Genomic DNA, 25,771 nt, shown 5'->3' on the forward strand with positions numbered 1-25,771 from the left:
TGCCGTTCAGCCCACCGTCAGTTCAACGTCCAGGCCCAGGTCAAGGGCGATGACGCTGTGGGTGAGGCCGCCGATGGAAATGACGTCCACACCCGTGGCAGCGATCGCTGCCACGGTCCCGAGGCTGACGTTGCCGCTGGCTTCCACCCGTGCCCGCCCGTCCACCAGGGCCACGCCGGCAGCCAGTTCCTCGAGCGTGAAGTTATCCAGCATGATGGTGTCCACTCCGGCGGCGAGAACAGGTTCCACCTGCTCCATCCGGTCCACTTCAACCTCGAAGTGGGTGGTGTGGCCGAGCCGGGCCCTGGCTGCCTTGAGCACAGCCGTGAGTTTCGCCGGGTCCCCTCCGGTGATGACCGCCAGGTGGTTGTCCTTGGCCAGCACGGCGTCGGACAGGCTGAAGCGGTGGTTGGCGCCGCCGCCGCAGCGAACGGCATAGCGCTCCAGCACACGCAGGCCCGGCGTCGTCTTCCGCGTGTCGGTGATCCGGGCTTTGGTTCCCTGGACGAGGTCCACGAATTCGGCCGTCCTGGTAGCGATCGCACTCAGCCGCTGGACGAGGTTCAGTGCCACGCGCTCCGCCAGGAGCACCGCCCGGGCGTTGCCGGTAACCCTCGCCAGCGTCGCGCCCGCGCCGAACCGTTCGCCGTCCGCTACCAGCAGCTCGACGACGGCGTCCGGGTCCGTGAGCTTCATGGCCGCGGCGAACACGGCTCCTCCGCTCAGGACTCCCGGCACCCGGGCGTTCAGCACCGCCGTCGCGCGTGCCTCCGCCGGGATGAGGACCTGCGAGGTGATGTCGCCGTAGGGGGCGTCCTCGGCGAGCGCAGCGCGCAGCACTTCCTGCACAGCGGTTTCGGGAAGGCTGCCGGTCAGTTCAACGCCCGTCGGGGCAGTCGATTCGGGGGCTGTCGTTTCCTGGGCAGTGGCGGTCATGAGGAAATCCTTTGCATGGAATGGGTATGGGCTGGGGCATGGTCCGTATCCGCCCGGTAGTGGGCGCCCACGGAGGCAGTCCGGTTCCGGGCGGCCTCCACGAGTAGCCGGGCGGCCAGCAGCAGGTTGCGGTCCTCATGCCCGCGGGGATCGTTTCCTTCCGGGCCGCCGGCGGAGTCCGCCCACCGGGCAAGCTGCGCGGCCGCGGCATCGAGTTCAGGACCCGTGCGCAGCACCCCGGCAGCACTAGTCATCAGCCGCCCCAGAGCGTCCCGGGAAAACGGCCCGGGATCAGGCGCAGTCATCACAACACCTTCGGGCGCAGCCGGTGAAATTTTCGGAGCGGCACCCAAGGCTGCGTGCCCGCCGTCGTTCGAGGGTGTTCCGGCAGCGTGCGTCAAGGGGAGGCCGCCAGCGGCCGAGACAGCACGCGGAGGAACAGCGTCGCACGACGCCGCAGGCCAGTCACTCGACGGTTCCCCGCCAAGGAAGGACTCCACAGCACGCCGCCCGAAGACAAGCCCTTCGAGCAGAGAATTGCTGGCGAGCCTGTTGGCGCCCTGGGCGCCGGTGCAGGCCACCTCGCCCGCTGCGTAGAGTCCCGGGACAGTGGTCCGCCCGTCCACGTCGGTTACCACTCCGCCCATCCAGTAATGGGCGGCCGGAGACACCGGCAGCGGTTCAGCGGTCCAGTCGTAGCCTGCTGCTGCCGTGGCGGCGGAGATCGTGGGGAACCGCCGTGCCAGGAAACCGGAACCCCTGGCCGCTTCAATGCCCCGGGCGTCGAGGAACACCGGGCTGTCCGCCGGTGCGCCGCTCCGGACCAGATGCAGCGCGATGCTGCGGGAGACGACGTCGCGCGGCGCGAGTTCCGCGTCGGGATGATAGTCCGGCATGAAACGGTGGCCGTTGGCATCCAGCAGCACCGCGCCTTCGCCGCGGACTGCTTCAGACACCAGCAGGGGCGGCGGGCCCCCTGCTGTCTCCGGCATCGCCATGGTGGTGGGGTGGAACTGGAAGAATTCGAGGTGGTCCACGGCGGCGCCGGCACGCCAGGCAAGCGCCAGCCCGTCCGCCGTGGCAACCGAAGGGTTGCTGGTGCGTGCGAAGATCCTGCCCGCGCCGCCGGTGGCGAGCAGCACGCCCGCCGCCCTCAGGCTCTTGAGTTCGCCGTTCTGCAGGTAGTTCACGCCGGTCACCCGGCCGTCCGTCGTCGTCAGTTCCGTGACGAAAGCCCCTGTTTCCAGACGGAGCCGGCCGGACACTGCACGTTCCAGGACGGCGGCGATCAGGCCGCGGGCAATGCGGGCGCCGGTGGCGTCGCCGCCGGCATGCAGGATGCGTGGCGCGGAGTGGGCGGCCTCGAGCCCCAGTGCGGTGTCCCCCTGCGCGTCGGCGTCGAAAGTGACTCCGTATCGGCGCAGCCCGGCAATGTCCCGCACTGCTTCCGTGCAGAGGATCCGCACGGCTTCGAGGTTATTCAGGCCCGCACCGGCCGCCAGCGTGTCGGCGACATGCGCATCCACAGTGTCGCCGGGGGCGGCTTCGCCGGGCTCCAGCACGGCCGACACTCCACCCTGCGCGTAGAACGTGTTGCTGTGCTCCAACTGCCCCTTGCTCAGCAGGACCACGTCCGCCGCAGAGCCACCCTCGGCGTCGGCCGCCAGCAGCGCTGCGTAGAGCCCGGCAATTCCGCTGCCCACCACCACGAGGCGGCGGCGCTGCATCACAACTTCGAGCGTGCCGTTGCCCGCCGCACGGGCCGTGGTCACGGCCGCGCCGCCAGCATCCGCTCAAGGGCCACGCGCGCCGGGGCGGCGACGTCGTCATCCACGGTGATGCGGTTCAGGGTTTCACCGTTGACCAGCGCCTCCAGCACCCACGCGAGGTAGCCCGGGTGGATCCGGTACATGGTGGAACACGGGCAAATCACGGGGTCCAGGCAGAAGATGGTGTGCTGGGGGTACTCCGCGGCGAGCCGGTTGACCATGTTGATCTCGGTGCCGATGGCAAACGTGGTCGGTTCCGTGGCTGCCGCGATGGCCTTCCTGATGAAGTCGGTGGAACCGGCGGAATCGGCGGCGTCCACAACTTCCATGGGGCACTCTGGGTGCACGATCACGTTGACGCCCGGGAATTCGACGCGGGCCTTCTCGATCTGCCCTACGTTGAAGCGTTTGTGCACCGAGCAAAAGCCGTGCCAGAGAATCACGCGGGAATCGAGCAGGGTCTGTTCGTCATTGCCTCCGAGGTCCTTGCGCGGATTCCACATGGGCATCTGCTCCATCGGCACGCCCATGGCCTTGGCGGTGTTGCGGCCCAGGTGCTGGTCCGGGAAGAAGAGGACCCGCTGGCCGCGCTGGAAGGCCCATTCGAGAACCGTGGCGGCATTGGAGGACGTGCAGACGATGCCGCCGTTCTCGCCACAGAAGCCCTTGAGGGCGGCGGAGGAGTTCATGTAGGTGACCGGGATGACCGGAACCCGGCCGTCGGCGTCAGGCTCGGTGCCGAAGAGTTCCTCAAGCTGCTCCCAGCACTCGGTGACGGAATCGATGTCCGCCATGTCCGCCATGGAGCAGCCCGCGGCGAGGTTCGGCAGGATGACCGCCTGGTCCGGCTTGGACAGGATGTCCGCGGTCTCGGCCATGAAGTGGACTCCGCAGAAGATGATGGCCTCGGCGTCGGGCCTGGTGAGCGCGGCGTTGGCCAGCTGGAAGGAGTCGCCCACGAAGTCGGCGTATTCAATGACCTCGTCCCGCTGGTAGAAGTGCCCCAGGATGACGGCCTTGTCCCCGAGGGCAGCTTTGGCCGCCCGGATACGGGCGTCCAGTTCGGCGTCGCTGGCCTTCTTGTATTCCTCCGGCAACTGGCCCTGGCGCGGCGTGGCGGCGGGGGCGACGTCGGCGCTTGAGGCGCCCGGACCGTAGGCGGGCACACCGGCGAGGGCTTCGGCGAGATCGTAGTCCCACGGCCCGCGGGCCAGTGCGGGGCTGCAGGTGGCGGCGGCCGTGGCGGTTCCTGCCGCAATGCCTGCGGCCCGCTGTTCGGCCTGTTCGCGAGTGATCAACTGGATTGCCGTGTTGACGCTGCTCATGGTGTGCTCCTGTTATCTGGGTCAAGGCCGGGGCGGCCGGTAAAGCGGTAGAGGCGGGGAGGTCGGTGTTTTCCGCCCTGCAGGTATTCGCCGGTTTCTTCGATTTCCGGCGTGGACTTGAGCTGGCGGCGGAAGTTTGCCGGGTCCAGCTCACGGTCAAGGACGGCTTCGTAGACCTCCCGGACCTGGGCCAGGGTGAAGTACTCCCCCAGCAGGTGGTAGGCAACCGAACCATAGGCCAGCTTGTTCCGCAGGCGCCCGAGGGCGTAGTCCACGATCGCGTTGTGGTCGAAGGCCAGGTCTCCCAGGCGGTCCGCGCGGAACCACCGGACGTTTTCGGACTCGTCGGCGAGCGCGGCTTCCGTGGGCTGGACCAGCGCCCAGTACACGATGGACACCACGCGCTGGGTCGGAGAGCGGTGGAGGCCGCCGAAGGCGTAGAGCTGCTCCAGGTAATTGGGGGCAAGCCCCGTGGTTTCCCGCAGGTTCCGGGACGCCGCATCCTGGAGGGATTCGGCGTGGGTCAGCGGACCTCCGGGCAGCGCCCATAGGTCCTTGAACGGCTCACGAATGCGGCGCACCAGCGGGAGCCACAGCGTGGGACGTCCGGACGTCTCGCTGGGACGGAGGGCGAAGATCACCGTGGAAATAGCGAGCGACGGCGGCGCCGATTGCCGCTCGGCAACGTTGGCAGAGCTCGTATACACAGCGGTTCACCCCGCTTTCCTCGCGCCTGGCGGCGCTTCTGGGCTTCGACCGGCGTCCCCTTCCGGGGCGCTTCGGCTAGTTATAGTCAACATGACTAGAACTAATGGTACGACTGCCGGGCTCCCAGGCAAAATGCTTCAGGTCACATTGCGGCAGCGGCCTCGAGCAACGGCAGGGTTCGGCCCTGGAAGTGGGTGTTCAGCACAATCACGGACGAGGACCGCAACACCGTCTTGGTGGCGATCATGGCGTCCAGAACCCGCTGCAGGTCAGGGTTGGACCGAGCCACGATCCGTGCCATCAGGTCCGAACTGCCGGAAACGGTGTGGATTTCCGTAAGTTCGGGAATGCGGGCCAGCGCTTCGACCACCGCGTCATGGCCCAGGTCCTGGTTGATGGTGAGCGAACAGAACGCCACCACGGGGTAGCCGAAGCGGGACGGGTCCGGCTGGGGTACCCAGGAACCGATAACCCCGCCGGCGGTCATCCGATCCAACCGGGACTGGACCGTGGCGCGGGCAATCTTCAGGACCCGCGAGGCTTCGAGCACCGATGCCCTGGGTGAATCCGTGAAGAATCGGACAATTTTGGCATCCAGCGCGTCCACGTTCATCGATTTTCCTTTCAACCTGGCCGAACAGCTCACAAATCGCCGGAAAAAAGGCGCTTTTCCCGCAAACTGCCCCCATGCTCTCACGAACGGCGTGCGAAGTGTCCCGCCCGGGGCGGTAAATTCAATATGTCCCAAAAGGACCAGACCACCGACCACAAGAAGGTTCGCAAGCATGACGATGAAGTCCACCGCAGAGCGCCCATCCACCTCGCTCGGCCACAGCATGAAACCCCGCCAGCTCACCATGATGGGGCTGGGAAGCGCTATCGGAGCCGGACTGTTCCTGGGCTCGGGGGCGGGCGTCCAGGCGGCAGGACCGGCCGTTCTGATCTCCTACCTCGTGGCCGGCACACTGATCATCCTGGTCATGTGGGCCCTGGGCGAGATGGCTGCAGCCAACCCGAGCAGCGGCGCGTTCTCCGTCTATGCGGAGAAGGCCATGGGCCGCACGGCAGGAGCAACCGTGGGCTGGCTGTGGTGGCTGCAGCTGGTGGTGGTCATTGCTGCCGAGGCACTTGGCGCAGCCGGCCTGCTGTTCACGGTGTGGCCCGTGGTTCCCGTCTGGGCGCTGTCCCTGGTCTTCATGGCCCTCTTTACCGCCATCAACCTGGCCGGCGTGAACAACTTTGGCGAATTCGAGTTCTGGTTCGCAATCCTCAAGGTGGCGGCAATCCTGATGTTCCTTGGCATCGGAACAGCCCTTCTCCTGGGCCTGCTGCCCGACGCACCAAGCCCGGGCCTGGGCAACATCACCGGCGACTTTGCGCCGGCAGGCCTCGGTGGAATTGCCACGGCGCTCTTTGTGGTCATCTTCGCCTTCGGCGGCACTGAGATCGTGAGCGTGGCTGCCGCTGAGACCGAGAACCCGCGCCACAGCGTGGGCCTGGCCATCCGCACGGTGCTTTGGCGAATCCTTGTGTTCTACGTCGGCTCTGTCTTCGTCATTGCCGCCGTCCTGCCTGCGACTTCCGAATCCCTGTCGTCACCGTTCGCCGGCGTTCTCGACGCCGCACGCATCCCGGGTGCGGGCACGGCCATCACCCTCGTGGCAGTCATCGCGCTACTGTCCGCCCTCAACGCCAATCTCTACGGCTCCTCCCGGATGATCTACTCCCTGGCCCACCGCGGCGAGGCTCCGCGCTTCCTATCGAAGCTGAACAAGGCCAGGGTGCCGATGGTTGCCGTGGGCGTATCCGTGGCCTTTGGCTTCTTTGCCGCCGTACTGGAGCTCCTTTTTCCCGAACAGATCCTGCCGGCGCTCTTCCAGCTGGTGGGCTCAACCTGCCTCATGGTCTGGGGATCCGCCCTCATCTCCCAGCTGATCCTGCGCCGCAGGGCGGACCGCGACGGCACCGAGCTTCCGCTGCGGATGAAGGGCTTCCCGGGCCTGACGATCTTCGGACTGGTCCTGCTGGCACTGATCTTCGCGGTCGGCTTCAGCGGCGCCGAGAGCAGCCGGCAGCTCTTCAGCACCATCGCCCTGGTTGCCGGGATTGCCGCCGCCTGCTGGTTCGGGGCAAAAGTGGCAGCGTCGCGCCAGGACACCGCAGGCAAGTAGCGGGCCAGCTGTACAAATTGCCATGCAGGACGGCGTACGTCATGGCAGCTTTCGGCAATCTGGCTAGTGAACCATAAACTGATTGCCCGACATTCCGTAGGTGACTAGGGTCACAGCTATGGATAGCACGCCTTCCGCCGGCAACGACGCCGGCCAGCTGCCGGAACCACTTTCCGGCCTGCTGTCCGGTCAGCCGGCCGGGCCGCTGACCGCCGGCCAGCTCCGGGAACTGTATTCGCTGATGGTGGCGGTCCGGCACCTGGACACCTCCGCGATCGCCTGGCAGCGGCAGGGCCTCATCCCCGGCTACGCCCCCGAACTGGGCCAAGAGGCCGCCCAGGTGGGAAGCGGCTACGCCGTGGACACTGCCCGCGACTTCGTCTTCCCCACGTATCGCGAAATGGGCGTGGCCCGGGCCATGGGCGTGGACATGGTGGCCTACATGTCCACGCACAAGGCCACCTGGCACGGCGGGCTCTACGACCCCCTGGAATCCCGGCTCGCACCGATCCAGGCCGTGGTGGCCGGATCCGTGCTCCACGCGGTGGGCTGGGCCCACGGACAGACCCTGGATCAGACGGACGGCGTGGCAATGGCGTATTTCGGCGACGGCGCATCCTCCCAGGGCGACGTCCATGAAGCCATGAATTTCGCGGCAGTCATGAGGGCTCCGGTGGTCTTTTTTGTCCAGAACAACGGCTGGGCCATCTCGGTTCCCACCGAACGCCAGGTGGCCGGCGGCTCGGTGGCGGCCCGCGCTGCCGGCTACGGCATCCCGGCACTGCGGATCGACGGGAACGACGTCGTAGCAGTGGTGGATGCGACCCGGCGCGCCTTTGCGCACGCCCGGGCCGGCCATGGCCCGGTCCTCATCGAGGCAATGACCTACCGCCGCGGCCCGCACTCCACGTCCGATGACCCCGGCCGGTACCGTTCGCTCAACGAAGAGCGCGACGACGCCGGGGAAGATCCGCTGGAACGGTTCCGGAAGACGCTGCTCGCCGACGGCGTCGCCGACGAGGCCTTCTTTGCCGAAGCCTTGGCAGCCGCCAAAGCCGAAGAAGAACACATCCGGGCGGGGATCCAGGCGCTCGGCTCACGCCCCGGCACCGAAATGTTCGACCTGGTCTTCCAGGAAACCACGCCTGCCCTGCAGGCCCAGGCCGCCAACTGGCGCGAGGAGTCCGAACATGTCTAGCGCCATCCTGGAAGGCGGGGCCGGCATGGCCGACGGAACTCCACGCCGCGGAGTGGAACAGCTTTCCATGCAACAGGCCCTGAACCGGGCACTGGACGAGGTGCTGGCCGGAAACCCGAAATCACTGGTCTTCGGTGAGGACTGCGGCCGGCTGGGCGGCGTGTTCCGCATTACGGACGGTCTCCAGGCGAAGTATGGCCCCGGCCGGGTGTTTGACACCCCGCTGGCCGAGTCAGGCATCCTGGGCATGTCCGTGGGCCTGGCCATGGCCGGTTTCCACCCGATTCCCGAGGTCCAGTTCGACGGCTTCGCCTATCCGGCCATCAACCAGATCGTCTGCCAGATTGCCCGGATGAACTACCGCAGCCGCGGTACCATGCCGATGCCGATCACCCTGCGCGTGCCCAGCTTCGGCGGTATCCGCGCCCCGGAGCACCACGGGGAAAGCCTTGAAGCGCTCTTTGCACACGTGCCGGGCCTGAAGGTGGTCTCGCCTTCGAACCCGCATGAGGCCTACCACCTGCTCAAGTACGCCGCCACGCGGCCGGACCCGGTGATCTTCATGGAGCCCAAGTCCCGCTATTGGCAGAAAGGCGAGGTCGACTTCGACTCGGCAGACCCGTCCGGCTCCCCCGCCGGCGGCCCGCCCACCGGCGCAAAGGTCATGCGCGAAGGCCGCCACCTCACCCTCGTTGCCTGGGGCGCCATGGTGGCCCGCTGCCTGCAGGTCGCCGAGCTCGCCGCCGAGGACGGAATCGACGTCGAGGTCCTCGACCTGCGCTGGCTCAAACCGATCGACGAAGCCGCACTGGCGGCGTCAGTGCGGAAGACGCGGCGCGCCGTCGTCGTCCATGAAGCACCGCGGACTTCGGGGCTCGGCGCCGAAGTGGCCCAACTGATCACCCAAAGCTGCTTCGACACCCTCAAGGCCCCCGTGGAAAGGATCACCGGCTTCGACGTCCCGTACCCCTCCGGCGACCTCGAAGATGAATACATCCCGAACATTGACCGGATCCTCTTCGGGATCCAGCGAGTATTGGAGTACCGCCGTGGCTGAAATTTCCTTCCCGCTTCCCGATCTCGGCGAGGGCCTGATCGAGGCGACCGTGCTTGAATGGCTGGTTTCACCCGGTGACCAGGTGGAGCGGAACCAGCCGCTCGTGGAGGTGGAGACCACCAAATCAGCTGTTGAACTGCCCAGTCCGCAGGCGGGTAAAGTGGTGCGTATCCACGGCGGGCCCGGTGACAGGATCAATGTCGGCGAGCCCCTGATTGTGTTTGAGGTACCGGACAACACCGCCGGTATCGTGGGCACGGTCCCGAAGGAAGAGGCACCGAAGCGCCGGGTCCGCCTGAGCGCCGTACTTGATGAGGACTGACACCATGAGCGGCAGGCACACCGGCGAGCAGCACCACCACACGGTGGAGGGCACCGACCCCCAGCTTTATGTGGAGGTGCACGAACCGGAAACCGATGCCGGCCTGCGCCCCGTCCTGCTACTGCACGGATTTTCCTCCTCCACCAAGCTCAACTGGCAGGACACCGGCTGGCTGGCAGCCCTGCTGGACGCCGGCCGCCGCGTCATCACCGTGGACCTGCCCGGCCACGGCCGCAGCGGAGCTCCGGAAGACATGGACTCTTACAGCCCCAGCAGGATCCGCGCGGATCTCCTGCAGGTGGCGTTCGACGCCGGCGTCCGTCCTTTGCGCGACGGCGACCCCGCCAGCGGCCTTGACGTGATCGGCTACTCCCTGGGGTCGCGGCTCGCCTGGGAATTCGGCGCCACCCAGCCGGAACTCGTTCACCGGCTGGTCCTTGGCGGCCCCAACATCGCGGACCCGCTGGCGGCCTTCGACCTGGTGGCCGCACAGCGCTACCTCGCCGACGGCACGCCCATTGCGGACGGGTCCACGGCCGCCCTCCTGAAGATGGCCCTGGGGCTGCCCAGCAACAATGTCTTCGCGCTGTTGTCCCTGGTGGAAGCGATCAAAGGTGAGCCCTTCGATCCGGCCGAAGCCGTCCCGCATATGCCCATGCTGCTCGTGGCCGGGGAGAAGGACGACCGCGCAGCAACCATGCCCGAGCTCGCTGAACTGGGGGCCAAAACAGGGGCGCTTGTGGAACAACTACTGATCCCGGGCCGCAACCACAGCAATGTGATCACCAGCAGGGCGTTCAAGCAGGCAGCAACGGAGTTCCTGGGCGTTTAGTTCGGGGCCCAAAAACGGCGGGCGCGGACCGTAATGGTCCGCGCCCGCCGTCGCACATTCGAGGCCGCCTGGTTCAGCCAGCCGTTAGTGGTGGCTGCTGACGCCCAGAGGGCGGCCCTTGGTTTCCCCGGCAAGGAGTACACCGGCTGCGGAAATGACGCAGAGGACCATGATGTAGATGCCGATCGAGCCGGTCCACTTGGTGCTCTGCAGGAGCGTCTCCGCGATGGTGGCGGCGAACGCACCGCCCAGAATCGCACCGAACGCGTAGCCGATGGAGATGCCTGAGTAACGGACGTTGGCTGGGAACATCTCGGCGTACATGGCGGACATCGGGCCGTAGGACAGCCCCAGGCCGACGGTCAGCACGAAGAGTGCCACGCCGTAAAGCATGATGTTCTTGGTGTCGATCAGGGCGAACATGGGAATCATCCAGGCGAACACGATGCCGTAGCCGATGAGGAAGGTCTTGACCCGTCCGATCTTGTCGGAGAGCCAGCCTCCCACCAGGGTGAAGATCAGCCAGCCGAAGGATGCGAGCGTGGTGGCGAGGAGGATCTCCGCGACCGGCATCTTCAATGACTTGGTGGCGTAGGAGATGAAGAAGGCGATCAGCAGGTAGCCGGCTGCGTTGTTGCCGATGAAGATCATGGTGGAGTAGAGCACGGACTTCTTGTGGAACTTGATCAGCTGGCCGAGCGGAGCCTTGGCTTTCTCCTTGCGTTCGATCATTTCCTGGAAGACCGGGCTTTCGGCCACCGCACGGCGGATCAGGTAGCCCACGACGATCAGCACGATGGACAGCAGGAACGGCACGCGCCAGCCCCAGGAGGCGAAGTCTGCCTTGGACATGCCGGTGTTGAGGAAGTACAGCAGGCCCGTTGCCAGGATCATGCCGACGGGAACGCCGATCTGCGGGTAGGCGCCGAACAGGCCCCGCTTGCTCTTCGGAGCGTGCTCCACAGCCATCAGGGCAGCACCGCCCCATTCACCGCCGGCAGAGAAGCCCTGGATGACGCGGAGCAGGATCAGCAGGATCGGAGCCCAGACGCCGATGTCGTTGTAGGTGGGCAGCATGCCGATCAAGGCAGTGGCTGCGCCCATCATGACGAGCGTGAAGACCAGCATGGCCTTCCGGCCCAGACGGTCGCCGAGGTGGCCGGCGATGATGGCGCCGAGCGGACGGAACAGGAAGCTGATGCCGATCAGCGCGAAGGAGAGTATCTGCGCAAGGCCGGGGTTGGACTGCTGCAGCGGGGTAAGAAACAGCGGCGACAGCAGCGTTGCCGTCAGCTGGGCGAAGATGAAGAAGTCGTACCACTCGATGGTGGTGCCTACCAGCGTGCCTGCGAGAACTTTCCGTTCCTCGTGCTTGCTGCTGGGACCCGCCTCTGAATCGACGTGTGAAGTTGCGGTCATTGGAACTCCGTGGCTGTGGGCAGTACCGAAAAGTGCTACTACCGAATGTGGAATGACGCCGAGCGAATTACCGATCGAACGGTCAGTTGGTATGAGGATACTCGAATGTGTGACAAAGCGCACTAATTCTTTTGGGTTCCGCTGCTTCCGGCCTTCTGGGCGGCGGCAGCAGGACCCGGCGGGCGGGACGGTCAGTCCTGCCTATTGAGGAATTCGCGGACCCTGGCCCGTACCGGCTCGCGGTCGTAGCTGTTGACCAGAGCACCGGCCATTCGGACGGGATCACCGAAGAAAAAGTACTCGTAAAGGGACTGCCGGCCCGAGAAGCCTGAGATGGAGGCGTCAAAGGCAAGCTTGAACAGGCGGACACGTTCCGGGCCGGTGAGTGTCTTACCTTGCAGGTACATCTCGATGTCCGCCCTGGCCTCGCTGTTGACATCGGCCTCACCGGGTAATGCCATCAGCCCGGACGCCGAAAACTTCCGGATGATCTGCGGGAAGCGCTGGGCAATTTTGGGGTACCAGTTCCTGGCGGCATTCAGCGTGGTCCACTTGGGCAGCATGACGCCGGCCTCGTTGAGGCCGGCGTCCGCCTCCGACGCACGGACCAGCGCCTTGCCGATTTCGACGTCGATGATCAGTTCCGCGATGTCCTCCTGGATGTGCTGGAAGCCGTCGATTCCGATGGACTCTGCCAGCTCTGATGCCAGGCCAAGGAAGAACTCGCTTTTGGCGATGGTCCGGGTCACCACCTGGTGAGTCATGAGGGCGCCCGCGCCGGTTTCCGTATAAAAGGCGTTACAGAGCTGCGGATGGCCAAGCATGAAAATCCGCTCGCTTGGCACGAAGACGTTGTCGAAGATGGCCACCGCGTCCATTTCCTCATAGCGCGAGGCAAGTGGTTCGTCATGCGTGCTGCCGCCGTTGTACAGCGAAGCGCGGCAGAGGTAGCGCAGGCCCGGCGCATCATTGGGGATGGCGAACGCGTAGGAATAGGGGGCATCCTCCGGAGTGCCCCGCAACACGGTGGACGGAAACACCAGGAGCTCGTCGGCAATGGGAGCGATCGTGGCCAGCATGCGGGCGCCGCTGATCACAATGCCGTCATCCCGCTCCTCGACGATGCGCGCCGACAACTGTCCACCCATCTGCTCGGAGCCCGAGACGGAGCGGTTGACCTGGGGCGGGATGAGCGTGTGCGTGGCCAGGACATCATTTTCCCGCGCCCATTCGTAGTATCTGCGGATGTTCTCGCCGAATTTGGGGTCGGCCTGCGAGAACCACTTTTCCGCGGTGCTGAGCGCGGTCAGGGAGGAATTCATGTAGTCCCCGGAGCGGCCAAGGAAGCCGTGGGAGGATTCGGCCCAGGTGGAAATGGCCCTGCGCCGGCGCTGCAGGTCCTCGATGGTCCTGGGAACCAGGAAGGACGCATTCACCAGGTCGCCGGTGGTGGGCGAGGTGTACGTCAGCGCTTCCTGGTGGGCGGGGTCGTGCTGCATGTCGAAGAGCTTGGCGTAGGACCTGGCCACATTCCGGAAGGCGGGATGCTCGGCGATTTTTTCACTGACGACTTCCCCGTCGATCACCACGTGGGGCGTCATGGCGTTAAGTTTGTCCAGGTACTGGCGGCCGGTGCGGATGCCCATTGTTCTTTCTCCAGTCTTCGTTGAGCTGCAGTTGTTTCTACCTAATGCGGGACGTCGGGGCTACAGCAGGTCCTCCATGCCCAGCTGGCTTTCCGGGATGGTGGTGTAGCTGCCGTTCGCGAACGCCAGGGCGTCGCCGCTGCGGTAGTCGAAGTTCACCACTTCCCCGAGATATAGGGTGTGGTCTCCGCCGTCGTATTCAGCCCAGGGCCTGCACTCGAAGTACGCAAGGACTCCGGCGAGGCGCGGCGCCGTGCCACCTTCCACCCACCGGGGTTCCGGCCCGGGCCAGCCGGCGAAATGCGTGGCCAGGTAGCGCTGTTCGGCGCCCAGGATGTTCACCGCAAAGGGACGGCCAGCGAGCTCGTCGTGCGCCCTGGCCGTCCTGGCAATGCTCACCAGGACCAGTGGCGGCTCCATCGAGACGGACGTGAACGAATTGACGGTGATGCCGTGCCGCTTGGTAGCGCCGTCGAAGGTCACGATCGCGACGCCGGTGGCGAACCTCCCCAGGCTCCCGCGAAAATGATGGGCCCTCGGAGCCGACGTATTGGCGGCGGCTCCGGGTGCCTCCCCCGGGCGGGGCTTGGCAATCATCATTGACCCCTTGGATGGTTTGCTCTGTAGTCGATCTCTAGGAGAGCCATTTCTTGCAAAGGTCCGTTCTTGCAATGCAAATCTTGCTATGCCCTATTCTTGCCTTGTTCTATAGTTGAACATATAGTTCCCATATGGAACGCTAGCCCAAAGTGAGTTGCAACACAAGACCTGCAGGGCGGAGCGCCACTGTTCCCGGCCTAGGATGGACACCATGACTCAGACCGCCGGCGCCCGCACGCAGTCCGCGACCGCCCAGGCTTCCCCGTCGCAGACCCTTTCACGCGGAATCCGCGCGCTGGAAATCCTGGCGGAAGCAGAGCAGCCGCTCACGATCGCGGAACTTGCCGACGCGATGGGCGTCCACCGCTCCGTGGCCTACCGCATCCTGCGCACTTTGGAGGATCATTCGCTCTTGGTCCGGGACGACGCCGGCAAGGTCCAGCCCGGGCCCGGCCTGGCGGTCCTGGCCCGCGGCGTTTCACGCAACCTGCAATCTGCGGCCCTGCCCGAGCTCACCCAGCTTGCGAACACCCTGAACATGACGGCCTTCGTGGCGGTGTGGGACCACCAGGACTGCATCACGCTCGTAACGGTGGAGCCCAGGCACTCGGCGGCAACAGTGGTCCAGCACCCCGGTTCCCGGCACCCGATCAGCGCCGGCGCCCCGGGTATAGCCATCCAGTCGGCCCTCACGGAACAGGACTGGACCGTGCTGGCCCCGGACATCCCCTACCGGCCCGAGGCAGCCGAAGCGCGTCAACGCGGCTACGCGGCAAGCCATGATGAAGTCATTGCAGGGGTTTCGTCCTTGGCCGTCCCCATCAACGTGCCGGGCGGCCGCCCGGCGTCGGTTGCCGTTGTCTACATCCGTTCAACGCAGGACCCGGCTGAAGTGGCAGCGGCCCTGACGTCGAGTGCCGCGCGCATCGAGAAGCAGCTGCTCTAGGGCGCCCATTGGGCGCCCCGGTTAGCGGCTGCCGGTGCGGTTGCCCCGGCGGCTTGCCCTGCCTTTTCGGAGGACGACGGCTGCGGCGGCCCCCAGCAGGAAGAGCGCCGCTGCGGCACAGACCGGTACCAGGAACGCTGCGGAGTACCCGTGGTGCTGCGCCAGCTGTCCCGCGACCGAGGACCCCAGTGCCGTGCCGGCAACAATGCCGCTGGCCAAGGCTGTCATCACGGTTCCCAGGCGCCCGGCAGGAGCCACTTCCCCGCCGATGGCGAACACGGTGACCATCAACGGGCCCACCGGCAGTCCCAGGACGAGAAGCACAAGCACCATGGGGAGCGCCGATTCCGGCAGCAGCAGGAGCACCGCAAGGCCGGCCATCAGCATGGCGCTGACCATCCACCGTGCCGGGAAGGTGAATCTCTTGGACCAGTAGGCGACACTCAGTGCGGCCGCGGCGGAGCTGAGGCCCATGACGGCATACAACAGTCCGGCAATCTCGGCCGTGGCAAAGCTCGCCGAGAAAGAGCTCAACCCCGTCTGGGTGGAACCGAAGAATGTTCCCATGCACAGCATGGCAAGGAAAGGCAGGGCAACGGCAGCCATACCGCGGGAGTCCGTTTTCCGGGAACCGGCAGTGGAGTCCGCGTTGGTGGCCACGGCGTCGCGCGGCGCCGCAGGGTCCGCAACGGCCGGGGTGCCCCGGCGGCGACGGCGCACGCTTAGCGGGACGGCGAGGTGCGTGCGGTGGACGGCGAATGCGGGAACGAGGGTGAGCGTCAGGCTTGCGGCCACGGCTAGCGGGAGCCACGGGGCAATCAGGCTTGCGAGGATGCCCACGAGTGCAGGGCCGAGAACGAAAGTCAGCTCATCCGCGGTGCTCTCGTACGACAGGGCGGCATCCAAATCCTCCGCTTTGCCGCTCTGGCTTCTCGCGGTAAGGGCCATCCAGCGGACACGGGCGAGCGGGCCCACCTGGGGGCAGCTGGCTCCCGCCACGAAAGCCGCGGCAAGGACGGGGAGCGCCGCTGCCACGTCCTGGCCGGCGGGTACGAGGTACGCCATGAGGATCAGGGCCACCACCGCGGCAGTGTTGAAGACTGCGGCGAACAGCAGCACGGGGCGCTGTCCAAGCCGGTCCGCCCATGCACCCAAAACAGGCGCTCCCAGAGCTGAACCGATGCCTACGGCACCGGCTGCTGCCCCGCCAACTGCGTACGAGCCGGTGACGGCCGTAACGAGTGTCAGGGCGCCCACCGTCAGCATGGCCAGGGGCAGCCGGGCAAAAAGGCCAATCGGGATGAAGCCCTTGCCGGCTAATAGCGGAAGCCGGGCAAAGCGGCCTCCCGTGCTCGCAGGAGGGCTCGGGAAAGCCTGCCCGGGCGGGGCGGAGGGCTTTGCGCCGTCTGTAAGTTCGCTTGCGGCAGTGCTTGTGGCGGCGGATGCCTGGGAAGATAGTGAAGGGGTCATTGTTCCGGGTTCGCTCAATGGTGCGCATCGTCCCTCCTCCCGATGCGCGCGACCCGGTAACTCCACAATTGTAGCCGAGGGCCCGGAGCGTGGCCGGGTGCACCGGGCATAAAAAGCGCGCGGACCCGCGGCGTCAGGCCAGGGCGTCGTCCGAAATATGGAGAGTGGAACCGTTCCGCCCCTTGACCACCTGGAGCTGGGTGCTGATGCGCTGCTTCATCTCGGGCACATGGCTCACCAGGCCGACCACACGGCCGCCGTCCCGAAGCCCCTCAAGGGCATCCATCACTTGTTCCAACGCCTGCTCGTCGAGGCTGCCGAAGCCCTCGTCCACGAAGAGTGTCTCGATGTCCACTCCGCCGGACTCCTGTTGCACCACATCCGCCAGACCCAGCGCCAGGGCCAGGGAAGCCATGAAAGATTCACCGCCGGACAGCGTGGCGGTATCCCGGCGGTGACCGGTCCACTGGTCCACGACTTCCAGGCCAAGACCGGATTTGGCACCGCGGGCGGCCTTGGCGTCCGTGTGCTGCAGGGTGTACCGGCCATCGCTCATGCCGACCAGCCTCTCCGAAGCGGCAATGGCCACTTGCTCGAGCCTCGCCGCGAGTACGTAGCTGTTCAGGCTCATGCGGTAGGTGTTGTCGCCGGCGCCGCGGGCGGCCTCGGCCACCGCCGTGAGCAGCGCGGCACGTTCCCGCGGACCTTGGCCCGATGCCGCCAGCCGGCCGTAGTCCTCCGCGATCCGACGGAGGGTAAGGACTGACTTCTCGGCGAGCCCCGCCGCGACAACGGCTTGCCTGGCCATTCGTTCAGCGGCAGCGTCCTCCGCGCGAAGCTGTTCCAGCACGCTGGCCTCTACCGGGCCGTCGTCCTCAAGCTCGCGTGTGGCAAGGATCAGTTCCTCGCTGGCGAAGAGTTCCCCGACGCGGGCTTCTTCGTCTTGGCCGGCCCGGATCGCGGCTTCGAGCATGGCTGCTTCCGGGACCGGGAGCAGGACGGACCGTGCCGCCGCGGCTGATTCGAACCCGGACTCCGGAAGCGCCTTGTCCAACTGCTGGCGGGCATCCCTGGTGCGCAGCCCGGCCTGTTCGAGGCCGCTCCTCGCGGCGTCTGTTCGTTCCAGGAGCGCCGTGGATTCGTCGAGGGAGCTCAGGCGGCTGCCGAGGGTCGGGTAGCCCGCACGCAGTTTGCCCAGCGCATCATCCAGGGCGTCCGTCTGTTCCAGGACTTCCATGAGGGTGGATTCAGTCTTCGCCATTCCGGAATCGGCAGCGGCCTGGGCCGATTCGGCAGCATCGATGTGTTCGTCCAGTTCTGCCTGGCGCTCACGGCTGGCGGCGAGGTCCGCGGCCGCCCTGACTGCCTCGTCCGCTCGCTCCTTCGCCTGGGCCGCGTCTGCGCGGGCTTCCTCCAGCGGGAGATCACCGCCCTGGGCCGCCAGCACGGCGACCAGCTGCCGCGCTTCGGCCAGTTCTTTGCCCAGCGCCGCCAGGACCGCTTCCGCAGCCTCGCAGGCTTCCTGGGCCGCGCGTTCCGCGTCAGCAACGGCCAACGCGGCGGTGGCCGCCGGAGCCGGAGAAGGGTGCTCGGGGCTGCCGCACACGGGGCAGGGTTCGGTCGGCCGCAGCTGGGAAGCAAGCTCCGCAGCTGCATTGGCGAGCCGCTCCTCCCTCAGGTCCAGCCACCGCTGGCGGTGGTTCTGGTGGTCGTCCCGGGCCAGGCGGTGCCGTTCGGCAACGCCGGAACTGACCCGGACCGCTGCAGCGTGGCGGCCGACGACGGCGACGAGTTCCTCCGCAGCTGCGGCCTCCTTGGTCCGCAGCTGGGCTTCGGCAGCGAGTTCCTCGAGGGGCTTCACGCCCGCTAGCAGTTCGGCGGCCTCCGCCCGCAAACCTTCAAGGGCGGCAGCGCCGGCCCGCCTTCTCTCACGCAACTCGGTGAGGGTTTTCCGAAGTTCCGCGCCGCGGGCCACCATCCCGGACAGCCTGGCCTCGTCCGGCAGCCGTTCCTCAAGCACCGCGCGGAGGGACCGCAGGCGGCTGAGTTCACTCCGTACTACTGCAGCATCGAAGAAGTGCTCGTCCGCGCTGCCGCTTTCCTGGCGGGCGTAAGCGGACAGGGCTGCGAGTTCGGCGTCCACGAGGACCGCAGCGCGCAGTTCGTCGACCGCCGCTGCCATAGCCCGGGCGGCCCGTTCTTCAGCGATGTCGGCCTTGTCCAGGGCCTGCAATTGGCCGCCCAGTACCTCGGCCTTGCGGTGCAGGCCAAGTTGCCGTGCCTTGTCCCGGAGTTCAGGCGCTGCGGCGTCTGCAGCCGATCTCCGGCGTTCCGCCGCAGCGAGTTTGACCTGGCGGGCAGCATGCGCTTCGGCGGCTTCAAGGCGGCGGGCAGCCCCGGCGCGTCCTGCGGCCGCTTCGTCCGCTTCAGCATGCGCTGTCACGGCCCTGGCCGCGGCGGTGTCCTGCAGCCATTCGAGAAGGAGGTCTGCATCCTCCGGTGCTGCCGGGACATCCGGCAGTTCCTGTTCCGGCGGAGTTACTTCAGACCTGGCCTGTGCAAGCAGGAGGTCCAACTGGCTGTTGAGGCTGGCCACCTGTGCGCGGGCATCCGCGGCACGCCGGGCCAGCTCCTGTTCCACGGCCTCAAAACGCTCCGTGCCGAACAGGCTTTGGAGCAGTTCCAGCCGCTCGGCCGGTTTGGAGCGGAGAAAAGCGGCGAAGTCACCCTGCGGCAGCATGACCACCCGGGTGAACTGCTCACGGTCCATGCCCAGCACGGAGCTGATTTCCGCGCCGGCTTCATCGTTCCGGCCGGACTTCTCGATCCACTGCCCGTCAACGCGTTCGCGCAGCAGGGTGTTGGCCTTCTGTTCAGTAAATCCGTTCCGGCCCCTGGCGCTGGGCCTGTTCCACGCAGGAATCCTGGAGACTTCAAAATGCCGCCCCTTGGCTGAAAACTCGCAGGTGACGCGCGGTTCCGCGGCGGCGTCAGCGTGGTCGCTGCGGAGGCGCTTGCCCTCCTGGCGTGCACCGGGCACGGACCCGTACAGGGCAAAGCAGATGGCATCCAGCACGCTGGTCTTGCCGGCGCCGGTTGCGCCGTTCAGCAGGAAGAGCCCGTGCGCGCTGAGTCGGTCAAAGTCGATGTGCTCGGTGCCTGCGAAGGGGCCGAAGGCGGATATCTCGAGCCGGTGGATCCTCACAGTGACACCTCTGCCAGCCGTGCGGCGTCGAGGGCTTCCCGCAGGACAGCCGCCTCGGCGTCGTCCGTGCTGCGGCCGCGGACGTGTTCCAGGAAGCCGCAGCAGATGGACAGATCGTCATCTGCTGCGGCGAGCCTGGTGCTGTAACTCGTCCTCACGTCAGCCGCAGCGCCTTCGGGCTCGAAACCGAGGACCAGGGTGCCGGGAAAGCGGGCCCGCAGTTTGTCCATGGCCTGGGCGGGACGCTGCGGGTCCGTCAGGGTGATCTGGCAATAGGCGGCCTCGGCCCAGGCATGTTCCTCGGCTGAGAGGAGGTGGTCGATAGTGCCGCGCAGCACGGCGAGTGCCCGCGGCGCTTCCCAGAAGACCTCCGTCACGTCGGTGATGCCGGTGGCATCCGCTTCGATCAGCCAGCCGCCTTTCCGGTGCCTGGCTTCCGAGAAGGAGTAGGCAAGGGGCGACCCGGAGTAGCGGACGGTTGGCGACAGCGACTGCCTGCCGTGCAGGTGGCCCAGCGCGGTGTAGCCGAACCCGTCAAAGAGGTCCAGCGGGACAGCTCCGACTCCACCGATGCTCAGGTCCCGTTCGCTGTCCGAGCTGATCCCGCCGCTCGCGAATGTATGGGCCAGCACAACCGAATGGACCGTCCTGGCCTTGGACCGGGCGGCCACGTCGGTCCGGATCATTTCCGTCGCCGCACGCGTGACTTCGAAGTGGCTTGCGGGTTCGACGCCCAGTTGCCCGGCGACCAGCCGGGGCTCAAGCCAGGGAATGCCGTAGACGGCCAGCACTGGACCATCCGCCGCGGTGTCCAGCGGCAGCAGGACCGGTACGACCAGTTCGGCGAGCCGCGTACGCAGGTGCACTCCCCCGCGCTCCAGCAGCCGTGAGGCAAAGCCGAGGCGGATGGCGGAATCGTGGTTTCCGCTGGTGAGAACCACCTGCGCACCCGCCTCCGTCAGCCGCACGAGGGCGTCGTCCAGCAGGCGGACCACATCAACACCCGGCAGGGCGCGGTCGTAGACATCACCGGCGATCAGGACAACGTCCACCTTCTCGTCACCGACGAATTCGACCAGCTGGTCGATGAAGCGCTGCTGGGCATCCAGCATGCCGACGCCGTGGAACGACCTGCCCAGGTGCCAATCGGAAGTGTGCAATAACCGCATGTTCTTAAGCTATCCGCGGGTACCGACAGTTTTGCGGCACAGACACGGCACAGCTGAGCAACTACTGTCCGCGCTTGCCGTCAAAGAAGTCCCGGACGTCATCGTTGGCAGAGGCGCCGGCAGCCGGCGCGTCGGAGCGGCCGGCGGCGTCACCTTCAAAACCGGTGGTGTCATCGTCAACATCGTCGTGCAGATCGTCATCGGACTCGTGCGCAGCGTCGTCGGCGTCCGCCTGGGCGGGGGACGGAGCAGCCGCAGGGGTGTCGGCGAACCCGCGGAACACAAGGCCCGCGATGGCGGCACCCACCAGCGGGGCCACCCAGAAGAGCCACAGCTGCTCGAGGGACCAGGTGTTGCTGAAGATGGCCGACGCGGTGGCGCGCGCCGGATTGAACGGTGTGTTGCCCACGGCCTGCCCCAGCTGCAGCAGGACGGCGAGCGTGAGTCCCACCGCGAAGGGGGCTGCGGCTTTGTTGGTGTTGCGGGCAGCTGTGGTCCCCAGGAAGACGGCTACCAGGAGCGCAGCGCCGAGTACCTCGACGAGCAGGACTCCGGCCATGGGAGCCTGGATGATGGAATGCTCGCCAAAGCCCGCCGTCACGGTGTCAAAGGCGGCGCGGGTGTCTTCGATTTTGGGCACCGTTCGCAGGATTCCGAACAGTGCCAGGGTGCCGGCGGCGGCGCCGACAAGCTGCGCGCCGACGTACGCCGCAGCTTCCGGCAGCCTGATGCGGCCCGCGATGGCGTTGCCCAGGGTCACTGCCGGGTTGAAGTGGCCGCCGGAGATATAAGCGAAGGCGAGCATAGCGGCCGTGACGGCAAGCCCGGCGGCCAGCGAGGCGGACAACGGGTTGGACTGCGGAATCGTGAACAGCGGCACGCCCAGTCCGGCGATCACCAGGAAAAGGGTTCCAAAGGCCTCCGCCGACAGACGTGCCGCAAGCCCGGGTGTGAAAGCCTCCGGAGCGGAGCGCAAATCGGGACTTGTGGTCTGGCGTGCAGGCACGGGGGAGGTCATGTTCTGGAAATCCTTTGCTTCGTAGCCCGCCCGGTGATTCCGGCGGGCGTGCGGGCGGCAGTGCGCCCGGCAATGTACTGTCCGACGTATTCTGCCAACTGAGTCTGGACGCTTGCTGGGTTCGAGCTTAGCCCGCGGCACGCCGTCGCAGCGACCGGGGCCCCTGCTACCGGCGACTCAACGGGCCTGCCCGGGGTAAATTTACAGTCATGAGCACTGAACCTTCCCGCCCGCCGGCACCGACGCCCCAGTCCCGGATCCATGGCTGCCTGCTGGGCGGCGCCCTGGGCGATTCCCTCGGCTATGCCGTGGAATTCGACGATATTTCCGCCATCCGGAGCCGCTTTGGCCCCGCGGGACTTCAGGATTTTTCAGCGCTCGACGCCGGCAGCCACTTTTCGGACGACACCCAACTGACGCTGTATACAGTGGACGGACTCGTGGAGGCGCTGGAGTGGGCCAATGCCGGCACAGCCGCCGATGCCAACGCGTGTGTGTGGCTCGCCTACCTGCGTTGGCTGGCCACGCAGGGTGTGCCTGTCCCTCCGTCGGCTCCGGTTCCGCAACCGCGGTGGATCGACGGCCAGGCGGCCCTGAAGCACCGGCGTGCGCCCGGAAACGCCTGCCTCAGCGGCCTGGCCACGGGTGAAATGGGAACCGTGTACCGTCCGGTCAATCCGGAGTCGAAGGGCTGCGGAACGGTGATGCGCTCGGCGCCGTTCGGCCTGATTCCGCATATTCCTGCCGACGCGATGTACAAGCTGAGCACCGACGCGGCTTCATTGACCCACGGCCACCGTTCAGCGCGGCAGAGCGCAGGGACTTTCAGCCTCCTGATCCATGCCCTTGTAAGTGGCCAAAGTCTCCTGGACGCGGCCAACTATGCCTTCGCCCATGCCCGGGGCCGGGACGACGCAGAGCCGGCGCTTATTGCTCGGCTGGAGCGGGCCTTTCAGCTCGCGGGAGTTTCCGGGCACGCGGGTGCCGGCCGCCGCCTCGGCCCCGAGGACCTGGTGCGGGAACTCGGAGAGGGCTGGGTGGCAGAGGAAGCCCTCGCCGTCGCGCTATACGCGGTGCTGGCCACAGCACCGGCACGGGATAAGGCGGCCGACGCCGCGCCGGAGATCGCGGGCGTGGACCCGCAATCACATTTCCGCGAGGCCATTGTGCTGGCCGTGAACCACAGCGGAGACAGCGACTCCACCGGTTCCATTGCCGGAAACATCCTGGGAGCCCTGTACGGCGAGGAAGGCCTTCCGGCGGAGTGGCTGGAGTCCCTGGAAGCACCGGAGGTCATCCGGGGCATGGCCGGTCAACTGGTCAAGGTTACGATCGCCTGAGGGCGATGTTGTTGCAGGCCTCGCAGATGTCCTCCGGGATGAGCCCGCGGCTCTGAAGGAAACCGAAGATCGCGCAGCCCAGGCAGAACCCTGCGAACGCCTCCAGCGAGGCTGCAAGGACCAGGACCGCCAGGAGCACCCAGGCAGCCGGTGCGAGCCCTGCCGCGAGCAGCAGCGCCGCGGCAGTCGACATGGCTGCACCGATGCCCTGCGCGAAGCGCTTGGGCGGACCGGGCACAAGCTTGGCCCGCCCGAGGCGCGGCGCCAGGACCTTGACGGAGAGCTGGGCCAGCGGGGAAATCCTGGGGCCGAACAGCACGCGCAGCCAGAAGCCGGCGGCAATGACAGCCAGTCCCCAGCCCCAACCGGTCAACAGCGTGACGGCGGCCAGCACCACAACGAGGCCCGCGGTGATCCTGGCGGCATACTCGTTGACCGGGTTGGGGAACTCGAACACCTTGCGCCAGTCCACCCCGGCGCGCCGGTTGTCCTCCGCAATGGCAGCGCCGGCGGCGGGGGCGGCATCAGCCGCGGTGACAGTGGTGGAATCGGTGACCCGCAATTTGCCCATGGTGCAAGGCTAGGAGGCCGCCGGCAGCACCGGAAGCATTGTTGCGCCGTATGACCGTCCGGCGCCCCTCCGGCGACCGCCCGTGAAGCAGCAGCTACATCAGGGCGGCGGCCGCGGTCACCTGCCCGCCGACCATTTGCAGGAACTCACCTTCGGACAGCACCTCGATGCGCTGGCCCCGCTCGTGGAGTTCCAGGACCCGCCGCGCCTTGCCCGTCAGGCGGCCGGAGCGGAGGTCCGAAGCCACAAAGCCGTCGCCGACCACCAGCACCGTGGTCCGGCCGGTCACCCGGCTTTCCGGCTGTGCACCGAACTCCGCGGACAGGACCTTGGCTTCGGGCCTGGGCATGGCCAGCTCGCCCGTGAACACGACAGTCTGCCCGAACAGCGGATGGCCGGGTTCGGCGTCGGAATTCGGCGCGGGGTTGGCCCCTTCCTCAGGCCAGCCTGGCGTGAACGGCCGTGCCGCGGTTCCGGTGCCGCCCGCCGCGCCCAAGGCTGTCAAGGTTGTTTTCGACAGACCGTCGCGGGCGGGATCAAACGCCTGCTGGTGCTGCAGCGAAAGCCCAAGGGACAGATAGAGTTCGGCGATGCTGCCGGCGCCGTTCCGTCGCGCAATGTCGATCAGGATTCCAGCACATGCCCTGGCATCCTCAGCCGCGTCGTGGTGGTTGACCAGCGGGACGCCGGCTTCCTCGGCAGCGTAGGGCAGCGAATTGGAGACCAGCGAATAGCAGCGGCGGGACAGCATCACCGTGCACACATAGTCGTAGGCGGGGCCCGGCAGCCCGGACACTTCCAGTGCTGACCGGATCACGCCCAGGTCGAAGGCCGCGTTGTGCGCGGCCAGGACATCGCCGCCAATGAATGCGCCGATCTCGGGGAAGAGTTCGCCAAAGCGCGGCAGGCCGGCCACGTCCTCGGGCCTGATGCCGTGGATCCGCACATTGTGGTAGTCGAACCGGTCGTGGTCTTCAGGCGGACGCATCAGCCAGGAGGCCTCCTCCACCACCACGCCGCCGCGGACCTTGCTCAGGCCAACGGCGCACGGCGAACCGCGGAAGCCGTTGGCTGTCTCGAAGTCGATCGCCGTAAAGTCCAAACCCACGGCTCAACTTTACCGCCGGCCGGCCCGTGCCCCGGCACCGCACCCCCGCCTGTCGCTGGTGTCGGTGGTCACGCGACGCCCTTGCGGGACGGGCCCGGCACCGGCGGTCCAGTAACCTTGAGTGGTGAACCTACATGCGATGAGTGACTTTGCCGTGTCCACCCTCGGGGGTGCGGGACCGGTGCAGCCGCACCTGGCCTCGTTCCTTCCCGACTGGCTCAACCCCCAGATCTTCCTGGCCGATCCGGCACTTGCCCCCTGGGTGGTGCTGCTGGTCTGCGGCATCATTTTCGCCGAGACGGGTCTGCTGATCGGATTCTTCCTCCCCGGCGACTCCATGCTGTTCACTGCCGGCCTCCTCGTGGCCACGGACACCATCAAGTTCAACATCTGGCTGTTCTCCGCGCTGATCATCGTTGCGGCCATCATCGGCAACCAGACCGGCTATCTCATTGGTTCCAAAGCCGGCCCGGCCATTTTCAACAAGCCGGACTCAAAACTGTTCAAGCGTGAAAACGTCGAAAGCGCGCACGCCTTCTTCGAAAAGCACGGCGGCAAGGCGCTGATCCTGGCGCGCTTCGTTCCCATCATCCGCACGTTCGTACCGGTCATCGTGGGCGTCGCGCAGATGAGCAAGCGGAAGTTCTTCCTCTTTAACGTCATCGGCGCCGTGCTCTGGGGCGGCGGCGTCACGCTGCTCGGCTACCTGCTGGGTGACCGGGTGCCGTGGGTCCGTGAAAACCTGGACATCATCTTCATCGTGATCGTGCTGGTCTCCGTGATCCCCATCGGCATCGAAGTACTCCGCGGGCTGTCCGCCAAGCGTCAGGCCGATCACTTCGGCACGGACGCCGTGGACGAGTTCATCGAAGAGCACGAACCGGAAGAAGAGCGAAAAACGAACATGTAGCTCCGGCTGACGGATAGCACTGCACATGACTGAAGGCGCCCCCGTGCGGGG

General features: G+C 66.7%; 22 protein-coding genes. 8 read left to right on the plus strand and 14 right to left on the minus strand.

Going from position 1 to position 25,771, the window contains the following annotated elements:
* Nucleotides 1–6: 6 nt before the first annotated feature.
* The 5 genes from nadC to ARTH_RS13015 all read right to left on the minus strand — a co-directional run bounded on the left by nadC (nt 7) and on the right by ARTH_RS13015 (nt 5,351).
* Nucleotides 7–936 (minus strand): carboxylating nicotinate-nucleotide diphosphorylase, encoded by a 930-nt coding sequence (nadC, locus tag ARTH_RS12995; RefSeq protein WP_011692399.1) that lies wholly within the window; start codon nt 934–936, stop codon nt 7–9.
* A complete protein-coding gene (locus ARTH_RS13000) occupies nt 933–2,663 on the minus strand; it encodes an L-aspartate oxidase (protein WP_043430804.1) in 1,731 nt (576 codons plus the stop codon). The genes nadC and ARTH_RS13000 overlap by 4 nt, the downstream gene beginning before the upstream one ends.
* 41 nt (nt 2,664–2,704) lie before the next feature.
* A complete protein-coding gene (gene nadA, locus ARTH_RS13005; protein ID WP_011692401.1) occupies nt 2,705–4,030 on the minus strand; it encodes a quinolinate synthase NadA in 1,326 nt (441 codons plus the stop codon).
* Nucleotides 4,027–4,737, minus strand: a complete 711-nt coding sequence (locus ARTH_RS13010; protein ID WP_011692402.1) for an NUDIX hydrolase — start codon at nt 4,735–4,737, stop codon at nt 4,027–4,029. Before ARTH_RS13010 ends, nadA begins: the two co-directional genes overlap by 4 nt.
* Before the next feature lie 143 nt (nt 4,738–4,880).
* Entirely contained in the window at nt 4,881–5,351 is a 471-nt protein-coding gene (locus ARTH_RS13015) for an Lrp/AsnC family transcriptional regulator (protein WP_011692403.1), read from the minus strand.
* 172 nt (nt 5,352–5,523) lie between these two features.
* Here ARTH_RS13015 and ARTH_RS13020 point away from each other — a divergent pair, with 172 nt between their 5' ends.
* From ARTH_RS13020 to ARTH_RS13040, 5 genes are all read left to right on the plus strand, one after another.
* Entirely contained in the window at nt 5,524–6,909 is a 1,386-nt protein-coding gene (locus ARTH_RS13020) for an amino acid permease (protein ID WP_011692404.1), read from the plus strand.
* Between the two features lie 118 nt (nt 6,910–7,027).
* Complete coding sequence (locus tag ARTH_RS13025) at nt 7,028–8,107, plus strand: thiamine pyrophosphate-dependent enzyme (RefSeq protein ID WP_011692405.1); 1,080 nt, start codon at nt 7,028–7,030, stop codon at nt 8,105–8,107.
* Entirely contained in the window at nt 8,100–9,164 is a 1,065-nt protein-coding gene (locus ARTH_RS13030) for an alpha-ketoacid dehydrogenase subunit beta (RefSeq protein WP_011692406.1), read from the plus strand. Before ARTH_RS13025 ends, ARTH_RS13030 begins: the two co-directional genes overlap by 8 nt.
* Complete coding sequence (locus tag ARTH_RS13035; protein WP_011692407.1) at nt 9,157–9,486, plus strand: biotin/lipoyl-containing protein; 330 nt, start codon at nt 9,157–9,159, stop codon at nt 9,484–9,486. The genes ARTH_RS13030 and ARTH_RS13035 overlap by 8 nt, the downstream gene beginning before the upstream one ends.
* Nucleotides 9,487–9,490: 4 nt before the next feature.
* Nucleotides 9,491–10,318 (plus strand): alpha/beta fold hydrolase, encoded by an 828-nt coding sequence (locus tag ARTH_RS13040; protein WP_011692408.1) that lies wholly within the window; start codon nt 9,491–9,493, stop codon nt 10,316–10,318.
* An 84-nt stretch (nt 10,319–10,402) separates the two neighbouring features.
* Here ARTH_RS13040 and ARTH_RS13045 read toward each other — a convergent pair whose 3' ends face one another.
* The 3 genes from ARTH_RS13045 to ARTH_RS13055 all read right to left on the minus strand — a co-directional run bounded on the left by ARTH_RS13045 (nt 10,403) and on the right by ARTH_RS13055 (nt 13,980).
* Nucleotides 10,403–11,737, minus strand: coding sequence for an MFS transporter (locus ARTH_RS13045; protein ID WP_011692409.1), 1,335 nt, complete (start codon nt 11,735–11,737; stop codon nt 10,403–10,405).
* A gap of 191 nt (nt 11,738–11,928) precedes the next feature.
* Nucleotides 11,929–13,383 carry a 4-hydroxyphenylacetate 3-monooxygenase, oxygenase component gene (gene hpaB, locus ARTH_RS13050; RefSeq protein WP_011692410.1) on the minus strand — a complete coding sequence of 485 codons (1,455 nt, stop codon included), beginning with the start codon at nt 13,381–13,383 and terminating at the stop codon, nt 11,929–11,931.
* Nucleotides 13,384–13,443: 60 nt separating this feature from the next.
* Nucleotides 13,444–13,980, minus strand: coding sequence for a flavin reductase family protein (locus ARTH_RS13055; RefSeq protein ID WP_011692411.1), 537 nt, complete (start codon nt 13,978–13,980; stop codon nt 13,444–13,446).
* Nucleotides 13,981–14,194: 214 nt separating this feature from the next.
* On the opposite strand from ARTH_RS13055, the gene ARTH_RS13060 reads away from it, so the two are divergent.
* On the plus strand, nt 14,195–14,929 hold the full coding sequence (locus tag ARTH_RS13060) for an IclR family transcriptional regulator (RefSeq protein WP_011692412.1): 735 nt from the start codon (nt 14,195–14,197) through the stop codon (nt 14,927–14,929).
* A 21-nt stretch (nt 14,930–14,950) separates the two neighbouring features.
* Here the strand turns inward: ARTH_RS13060 and ARTH_RS13065 are convergent, their stop codons facing one another.
* The 4 genes from ARTH_RS13065 to ARTH_RS13080 form a co-directional block, all read right to left on the minus strand.
* A complete protein-coding gene (locus ARTH_RS13065) occupies nt 14,951–16,399 on the minus strand; it encodes an MFS transporter (protein WP_011692413.1) in 1,449 nt (482 codons plus the stop codon).
* A 133-nt stretch (nt 16,400–16,532) separates the two neighbouring features.
* Nucleotides 16,533–19,604 (minus strand): AAA family ATPase, encoded by a 3,072-nt coding sequence (locus ARTH_RS13070; RefSeq protein ID WP_011692414.1) that lies wholly within the window; start codon nt 19,602–19,604, stop codon nt 16,533–16,535.
* A complete protein-coding gene (locus tag ARTH_RS13075; protein ID WP_011692415.1) occupies nt 19,601–20,773 on the minus strand; it encodes an exonuclease SbcCD subunit D in 1,173 nt (390 codons plus the stop codon). Before ARTH_RS13075 ends, ARTH_RS13070 begins: the two co-directional genes overlap by 4 nt.
* Before the next feature lie 61 nt (nt 20,774–20,834).
* Nucleotides 20,835–21,791, minus strand: a complete 957-nt coding sequence (locus ARTH_RS13080; RefSeq protein ID WP_011692416.1) for an MIP/aquaporin family protein — start codon at nt 21,789–21,791, stop codon at nt 20,835–20,837.
* A 209-nt stretch (nt 21,792–22,000) separates the two neighbouring features.
* Between ARTH_RS13080 and ARTH_RS13085 the strand changes: the two genes are divergently transcribed.
* The gene (locus ARTH_RS13085) at nt 22,001–23,131 is read left to right on the plus strand and encodes an ADP-ribosylglycohydrolase family protein (protein WP_011692417.1); all 1,131 of its coding nucleotides are present in this window, start codon (nt 22,001–22,003) and stop codon (nt 23,129–23,131) included.
* Here ARTH_RS13085 and ARTH_RS13090 read toward each other — a convergent pair.
* Nucleotides 23,118–23,702, minus strand: coding sequence for a DUF4395 domain-containing protein (locus tag ARTH_RS13090; protein WP_011692418.1), 585 nt, complete (start codon nt 23,700–23,702; stop codon nt 23,118–23,120). The genes ARTH_RS13085 and ARTH_RS13090 overlap by 14 nt on opposite strands.
* Nucleotides 23,703–23,796: 94 nt before the next feature.
* On the minus strand, nt 23,797–24,810 hold the full coding sequence (locus tag ARTH_RS13095; RefSeq protein WP_011692419.1) for an exonuclease domain-containing protein: 1,014 nt from the start codon (nt 24,808–24,810) through the stop codon (nt 23,797–23,799).
* 139 nt (nt 24,811–24,949) lie between these two features.
* On the opposite strand from ARTH_RS13095, the gene ARTH_RS13100 reads away from it, so the two are divergent.
* Complete coding sequence (locus ARTH_RS13100) at nt 24,950–25,720, plus strand: VTT domain-containing protein (RefSeq protein WP_011692420.1); 771 nt, start codon at nt 24,950–24,952, stop codon at nt 25,718–25,720.
* The last annotated feature ends 51 nt before the right edge of the window (nt 25,721–25,771 follow it).

Origin of the sequence: Arthrobacter sp. FB24 (genome assembly GCF_000196235.1) — a bacterium.
Taxonomy (GTDB): Bacteria; Actinomycetota; Actinomycetes; order Actinomycetales; family Micrococcaceae; genus Arthrobacter.

Excerpts from the sequence above, each read along its gene's own strand:
- nadC (WP_011692399.1), bottom strand. The coding sequence starts at position 936 with ATGACCGCCACTGCCCAGGAAACGACAGCCCCCGAATCGACTGCCCCG.
- ARTH_RS13000 (WP_043430804.1), bottom strand. The coding sequence starts at position 2,663 with ATGCAGCGCCGCCGCCTCGTGGTGGTGGGCAGCGGAATTGCCGGGCTC.
- nadA (WP_011692401.1), bottom strand. The coding sequence starts at position 4,030 with ATGAGCAGCGTCAACACGGCAATCCAGTTGATCACTCGCGAACAGGCC.
- ARTH_RS13015 (WP_011692403.1), bottom strand. The coding sequence starts at position 5,351 with ATGAACGTGGACGCGCTGGATGCCAAAATTGTCCGATTCTTCACGGAT.
- ARTH_RS13020 (WP_011692404.1), top strand. The coding sequence starts at position 5,524 with ATGACGATGAAGTCCACCGCAGAGCGCCCATCCACCTCGCTCGGCCAC.
- ARTH_RS13025 (WP_011692405.1), top strand. The coding sequence starts at position 7,028 with ATGGATAGCACGCCTTCCGCCGGCAACGACGCCGGCCAGCTGCCGGAA.
- ARTH_RS13030 (WP_011692406.1), top strand. The coding sequence starts at position 8,100 with ATGTCTAGCGCCATCCTGGAAGGCGGGGCCGGCATGGCCGACGGAACT.
- ARTH_RS13040 (WP_011692408.1), top strand. The coding sequence starts at position 9,491 with ATGAGCGGCAGGCACACCGGCGAGCAGCACCACCACACGGTGGAGGGC.
- ARTH_RS13045 (WP_011692409.1), bottom strand. The coding sequence starts at position 11,737 with ATGACCGCAACTTCACACGTCGATTCAGAGGCGGGTCCCAGCAGCAAG.
- hpaB (WP_011692410.1), bottom strand. The coding sequence starts at position 13,383 with ATGGGCATCCGCACCGGCCGCCAGTACCTGGACAAACTTAACGCCATG.
- ARTH_RS13055 (WP_011692411.1), bottom strand. The coding sequence starts at position 13,980 with ATGATTGCCAAGCCCCGCCCGGGGGAGGCACCCGGAGCCGCCGCCAAT.
- ARTH_RS13060 (WP_011692412.1), top strand. The coding sequence starts at position 14,195 with ATGACTCAGACCGCCGGCGCCCGCACGCAGTCCGCGACCGCCCAGGCT.
- ARTH_RS13065 (WP_011692413.1), bottom strand. The coding sequence starts at position 16,399 with ATGACCCCTTCACTATCTTCCCAGGCATCCGCCGCCACAAGCACTGCC.
- ARTH_RS13075 (WP_011692415.1), bottom strand. The coding sequence starts at position 20,773 with ATGCGGTTATTGCACACTTCCGATTGGCACCTGGGCAGGTCGTTCCAC.
- ARTH_RS13080 (WP_011692416.1), bottom strand. The coding sequence starts at position 21,791 with ATGACCTCCCCCGTGCCTGCACGCCAGACCACAAGTCCCGATTTGCGC.
- ARTH_RS13085 (WP_011692417.1), top strand. The coding sequence starts at position 22,001 with ATGAGCACTGAACCTTCCCGCCCGCCGGCACCGACGCCCCAGTCCCGG.
- ARTH_RS13090 (WP_011692418.1), bottom strand. The coding sequence starts at position 23,702 with ATGGGCAAATTGCGGGTCACCGATTCCACCACTGTCACCGCGGCTGAT.
- ARTH_RS13100 (WP_011692420.1), top strand. The coding sequence starts at position 24,950 with ATGAGTGACTTTGCCGTGTCCACCCTCGGGGGTGCGGGACCGGTGCAG.